Origin of the sequence: Curtobacterium sp. MCLR17_051 (genome assembly GCF_003234395.1) — a bacterium.
GTDB lineage: Bacteria > Actinomycetota > Actinomycetes > Actinomycetales > Microbacteriaceae > Curtobacterium > Curtobacterium flaccumfaciens.
In genome coordinates this window covers 190342-196341 of record NZ_QKTA01000004.1, presented here as the reverse complement: position 1 = coordinate 196341, position 6000 = coordinate 190342, and the positions used below count along the sequence as shown (strand labels likewise).

Sequence of the window (6000 nt, the reverse complement as noted above, 5' to 3'; positions counted from 1 at the left end):
GGAACGGACTGCGGGGGTGCGGGTTGCCATCGGGGTGGTGCCTTTCACGGTGGTGGTGGGGTTCGGTGGAGTGGGGGCGAGGTCAGCGGCTGCGGAGGACGCGGCGTCGTCGTGCGGCCTCGAACGTGATCGCGGCAGCGGCGGAACCGAGCGTGAGGATCCGGGCGACCGGACGGCCGCGGGTCGAGGTGAGCAGCCGCAGCACGCCGGCGAGTGTGAGTGCGGCAGCACCGCCGGTCGTGCTCGTCACCGAGCCGTCTTCGCGGTCGATCACGAGCCGGGTCCCACCGAGGGCCGTCGCCGCGACGGCGGAGCCGGTGCCGGTCAGGTCGCTCCCGGGGGCGCGGCGGACCGCTGCGGTGGCGAGCCCGAGCCCGGCCAGGACTTCCAGGGCAGGGATGCCGAGTGCGTGTGGGACGCCCGGCTCGAATCCACGTCGCTGCATCTGCTGGGCTCGAGCGCGCAGCGGGGTGCGGCGAACCATGGTGATGCCGTGCCCGGCGAGCAGGCCACCGGTGACGAAGCCGATCCAGCTGGTGAGTTTCACATTGCGCTCCATTAGGTTGTGCACAACCTAACACGTCGATGCCGAAGACGGTCGAAGGGCCAGTAGGTTCGTGTGGTGCCATCACGAGTGTCCGGGTTCGCCGGCGACCTCCGCCTCCGCCTGACGATCGCCTTCCTCGTCGTGATCGCCGCGCTCTACCAGTGCTTCTGGAACCTGGCCGGCTCGAACATCACCGGCGACGAGAACATCTACCTGCAGAGCGGGTGGCAGTACGTCCACGGGGACTTCAGCGCGAACCGCGAACACCCGCCGACGGCCAAGTACCTGTTCGGGCTCGTGCAGCTCCTCACCGGGCAGGGTCCGATCGGCCCGCGGGTCCTCGTCGGCGTGCTCACCTTCGCGGTCGGCGTGGTCCTGTACCTGTGGCTGCGTCGCGAGATCGGGTACTGGGGTGCCCTGCTGGCGGCGTCGCTGTGGTGGCTGACTCCGCGTGGTGGTGCGGGTGCCCGGGTCGACCGGCTCGCCCTGCTCGACCCGGTGATGACGGCCTTCGCCGTGTTCGCGATCGTCGCCGCGTGGTGGTGGATCCGCAGTGAGCGGGCCTGGTGGCTCGCTCCCGTGTCCGGCGTGCTCATGGCTGCCTCGGTCACGTCCAAGCTGTCGACCATCGTGCTGCTCCCGGCGTTCCTGCTGCTCCCGGTCGTGTTCAAGGCATGGCGGAAGGGCCTCGTCGGCGGCGTGCTCTGGGTCGCCGCCTTCACGGTGACGTTCGTCGCCCTGTACGTCCCGATGGGCATCCGTTCCGCGATCCAGTACATGGTCGCGTTCCAGGAGGGGCAGAACACCAACGGGCACCCGATCACGATCGACGGGCAGATCTACACGTTCGCACCGTGGTGGGCGAGCTTCCGGTTCTTGCTCGACGGCACCGGCAAGGGGATGCTCGTCGTCCTCGCGATCGGTGTGCTCGCTGCCCTGGTGGTGCGGGCGGACCGCCTGGTCGCGTACGTCGGCGCATCCCTGGTGCTGCTCGTCGGGTTCTACGTCGTCGTCGCCAAGATCGCGCTGCCGACCTACTACACCGCGTGGATGCCGTTCCTGCTGGTCCTCGCCGCCATCGGCTTCACGCGACTCGCCACCGTCCCCCCGAGGGCCCTGACCGTCCCGGTCGTGCTGGTCCTCGTCGCGACGCTCGTCGTCCCCTCGTTCCGGGTGAGCCAGGCCGTCGCGCGGGCGCACCCGACCGGGATCGCGCTGTTGCCCGGGTACCTCGAGGAACACGATGTGCCCGACGGTCGGATCCTGTTCGTGTCGGCGACTCCCACGCTCTTCCAGCCGTACGTCGGCGACCACGGCACCAACCGACTCGACCGTGGCCCCTACGTCGCCATCGTCGTCGGCCGCGACCAGCGGCTCCCCGCACCGGAGGCCGTGACCACGCTGCTGCAGGATGACGCCTCGTCTTTCACCACGGGCAGGCTCGACAGCCTGCGCGTGTGGGTCCCGAAGGACGGCCGCATCCGCGAGGACAACGGGGCCCTCACGATCGCCCGCTAGTCGACGCGACGTTGGCGAGGCGTCGCGCGCCCACTGTCGGCGGCCACGCTACGTGTCCAAGCGCGTCGGCCTCCGCTGGGCCTGCGAGGGTCAGTGTCCGCATCAACTGCCAAATAATTTGTCCCGTTGTGCACGTCCAGTCTCGACAATGCTTCGCGACGACACCGCCGATCGTGAGAGTCCGCGCTAGACGGCCCAGTGTGACAACGTCAGGATTTTCACACGATCACGCTCACTGCCCCAACTGCTTGCGCACTTCTGCGACCAAGAAGGCTTTAAGCCGCGGAGCCGCCCGGAAGCGGAAAGAGTCGGGCGATCTCCTCCTCCATCGCAGGATCAGCGATTGGAATTTCACCGTCGTATACAATGCCGACTGGATTCTCGCCCTGATGGTCAAAGATGAAAGCTGCTGCTCGCCTCAGTCCGAGCTGATATTTTTTCGCCTTGATGTATCTACGAGCAAGTTCAACTTCAGCGGATACATCGCCTTCTGCCGGGACGGTCATCCATGCGAAAACCCACCCGTCTGTGGTACTTCCCCCGATCGTGGCCGTAAACGAGTGCCCCTTGATCTTCGAATCGGGAGCTGTTTGCAGCTTCCGAGGAACTTGAACCAATTCCGATTGAATGCTCGTGTCAGCAGAGAGGAGAGTTGCGCCGATACTCAGCCAACCAAATGAACCGAACCGCTCTACTGCGTCAACAAACGATGTCATAGGTGAGCCGGCAATGCGAGGCTTCGCTATTCTCGCTTTCGGATCGGCTAGGGTTGCGTAATGCCAAGCGTCGAGCGGATCTGTCCGGCTCGTGATGTACATGCGTTGCCCATTTTGCCCCTCAGCCGGTTGTTCCTCATCCCCCGTACCCACGCCTACGGCCTGAGGCACAGGACCAACATAAAGGCCCTCTTCGTAAAAATACAGGAACAAATCCAGCTCGTCGGACGCCATGTAGGTCTTCGCGATTTCCAGCTGCCGCCTACGACGCAGATACAGGAGGAATTCGGCCGGCCTGTCGACGACTCTCCCGATTACCTGTAGGTCGTGAACAGATATGACCCAAGGGATATCTGATTCGACTAGCATCCCGGCCGAAATCAGTTCGCTCATCGCAGAAGGCACGCCCGACAGGTCCTCGAGACTCAAAGCCACAATATGAATCTCTCGGATGTTCGCAAGATCCATCCACCCGGTCTGATGCAGGCGTATACCGCGGTCATTCTCGATGCGAAGCTTGAGCCGGCTTGCCTGACTCGTGGCCTTACTGATGATGCCGGTGAGGTCTCGCCGAAGGCGGCGAGTATCGCCGGAACGAGACTCCGGACTGATCGCAACAGCCTTCGCCTCCACGATGATTGCGACATCATCGAGCGTAAGAAACAGATCACCTTCGACCTTCTTTGTATACTGCGCCGGATCGAGCCCTTCTTCGCTCTCGTCCTTCGGGACGAAATAGTCGAAAGCCTTAAAAATAGTTGCCTTAGGTAATAGGTCTCGGAAGGCCTTCTCGCCGAGGTCCTCGAGGAGTGCCCCTCTCTCCGACTGGTATACCTCCCAAACCGGGAGCCCCTTGAGTTCCTGCTCGAGGTTCTCGCGAATCGCCGGGAGCACAAGCGCGTCGTGAACAAGGAGATAGCCCCCGAGGCGCGTGCGGATAACAGGATTCGTGCGGAGTTCATTGTCCCCGCCGACGAAGGCGTCCAGAATCTCGCGTGGCGTGGCTGATCCCGTGTCCGGAGCGAAATGGTCAAGGACGGCCCGCGCTACCGTCTCCTCAACTCCTGCTGCTAAGGCAACCCGTTCTGGACTGAACGCCACGGAATCAGCACTGGGTTGCCAGGCTCGATTATGCAGAGCGCGCAGCCTGAGCTTGTTAGTCTCATCAGGCATGGATTGCCCATTTTGCGCATCTCCGTACGCCGACGCCATTGCGCGGAGATAGATCTCAACCCGATCATTCATCGCCTCGACTTGCAGGGCATGTAAGCTTTCGAGAACCCGAATCGCCTCGTCGGCATCGAAGCCGAAATTCGCTCGAAGTGCCGATCGAACTTCGACCCCTCCGAAGAGCGCGAGATACGTCGGCTTGACCATGTCTGGATAGGACGTGCTCCTAATCCACACCGAAGCGGATTGAGTCATGAATGAAAGAGAGTCGATATCACTCGTGGCTTTTTCCCGGTCGACGATCATTTGGCGCGCCTGGGCGAGCTCAATGACTTCTCCGACCCGCGCTGCCCAACCATGAGCAGCTTCGTACAGCGAGTTGGCTTCTTCCTTTTCCGGTGAACCGAAGCTCACCGCGGTGTCGGAGCTGAGCGCCAGTAGCGCTAAGATCTCCGCTTTCGTAACTCCGCCTTCAACGTCGACCTTGACCTGCCCGGCCGCTGACCACGGCAGGCACGCGAGTCGGGCTAGCTCTACAACTCGTTCGGCCCGGTGAGACGAAAGTTGCGCCATGAGTTCGGTGAGGATTCCGTCGATCCGCCTGTCGACTTCGTCCAGCTGATTGTCGAACGTCTCAAGATCGTCCATGAGTTCTAGCTGGCGGTGAACTGACTCCGCGATGGCGGCACCGTGAACATCTACCTCCTGACCGCCGGATTGCGGGGCACTCGCGCGCGAGGTGCGGGCTCGGCGCTGCGAGTTTCGGGTCTTATCCCGCTGGTTCTTCCGCTTTCTCTTGCGTTTGGGCATGAGCAGCATTGAAGCACGGTCTCGCGTATTTTTCCACACTCGTTGCTTCTATAGGGTGGGGGCCTCGCGCGACCTCTTCAACCTACGACTCTGCGTTGTGCTGGCGTCCGAGTGGCTAGCCCGACGGGCGAGTGCACGTTTTTGCCATACAATTTTCGCTCCACAGGACGGACCTGGGAGCGGCGGTGCTCTGCACGGTCGGGATGTCATGCCTTTTCCACGCTCAATCGGGGACGGTCTTCGGTCCGAAATATCAGTCAATTGGAGAAATTGTTCGTTCGGAGGCCGGTGGGTGCTCATGGAGCGCCAACGCACGTGGTTTGGGGAGCGGTGGGCAACACGCGGGAGGGTTCTGATTGATGACACGACATCTCGAAGGCAATCATGGAGGACTTCCGCCTCGTCCCTGCGTGCCAGATCGACGACGGCGGCCAACAACTACCTCGACTGCGCGAGGTACTTGCGGAACTCGATCCTGCACAGGTCGACCCGTGGGGCGACTCCTCGCGCCTGAACGCTCCAAGCGATGACCTCAACGGCCTCACTCCCGCAGCGGCTCTCGAACTGAGCGAGCTGACGACGTGATTCGTCTTGCTCGCCAAACAGGAGCAATTCGTCTTGAATGAGGCACGCTCACCGACCGCGCACCGTTGCGATTCGCCGCCCGTCCGTCAAAATCCAGATGGGGCGCGACCCACTTCTCATCCACCACGATGACCGACTCAGGGACGATCTCCCCCGAGATTACCGGTTCGAACTGGCATAAACCGGGAGAAGTCATTCAGATCATCCGAACTTATCAACTCATCGGATCTTTCGTAGGCCAGCATCGGGTTCCTCGCCGTTGATGACCAAAGCACGTAAGCATGATCCGGAACCCCTCGCTCGACTGCCGGGTAGGCCGCGGCCGTGACCGAAGGTTGGACATCGAGACTGGTCTCGTACTGTAAGTGGATGCGAGCTACCAGTAGCGAGTCACGGCCAAACTCGCGCAGGTCAAACACCACCCGTTGCTTGTCGCCACCGATCAGTCCCCGATTGCCCAGACTGAGAACTACGCGACTTCGCTCGATTGTGGGGTGGTCAAGGAGCGCGATTGACCAGCCGACCCGCTGGGGCCATTCCGTCTCCCGAGTGCCTACGTCGCCGACTCGAGGCTCGCCAAACGATGGCAGTTCCCAAGGTCGCACGGCAGTCAGGCCGAGGATCTGCGCACGGGACAGGTCTTTCAGAGGCAGG

At 62.5% G+C, this 6000-nt stretch carries 4 protein-coding genes; 2 read left to right on the top strand and 2 right to left on the bottom strand.

Annotated elements, in window-relative coordinates:
- Positions 1-82: 82 nt before the first annotated feature.
- Positions 83-547, bottom strand: a complete 465-nt coding sequence (locus DEJ06_RS06180) for a hypothetical protein (protein WP_146245804.1) — start codon at positions 545-547, stop codon at positions 83-85.
- 75 nt (positions 548-622) lie between these two features.
- On the opposite strand from DEJ06_RS06180, the gene DEJ06_RS06175 reads away from it, so the two are divergent.
- Entirely contained in the window at positions 623-2065 is a 1443-nt protein-coding gene (locus tag DEJ06_RS06175; RefSeq protein ID WP_181436703.1) for a glycosyltransferase family 39 protein, read from the top strand.
- 275 nt (positions 2066-2340) lie between these two features.
- On the opposite strand, the gene DEJ06_RS18020 is transcribed toward DEJ06_RS06175, so the two are convergent.
- Positions 2341-4770: a hypothetical protein gene (locus DEJ06_RS18020; protein WP_181436702.1), complete on the bottom strand. Its 2430-nt coding sequence runs from the start codon at positions 4768-4770 to the stop codon at positions 2341-2343.
- Between the two features lie 375 nt (positions 4771-5145).
- Here DEJ06_RS18020 and DEJ06_RS06165 point away from each other — a divergent pair, with 375 nt between their 5' ends.
- Positions 5146-5346 carry a hypothetical protein gene (locus DEJ06_RS06165; RefSeq protein ID WP_111038755.1) on the top strand — a complete coding sequence of 67 codons (201 nt, stop codon included), beginning with the start codon at positions 5146-5148 and terminating at the stop codon, positions 5344-5346.
- The last annotated feature ends 654 nt before the right edge of the window (positions 5347-6000 follow it).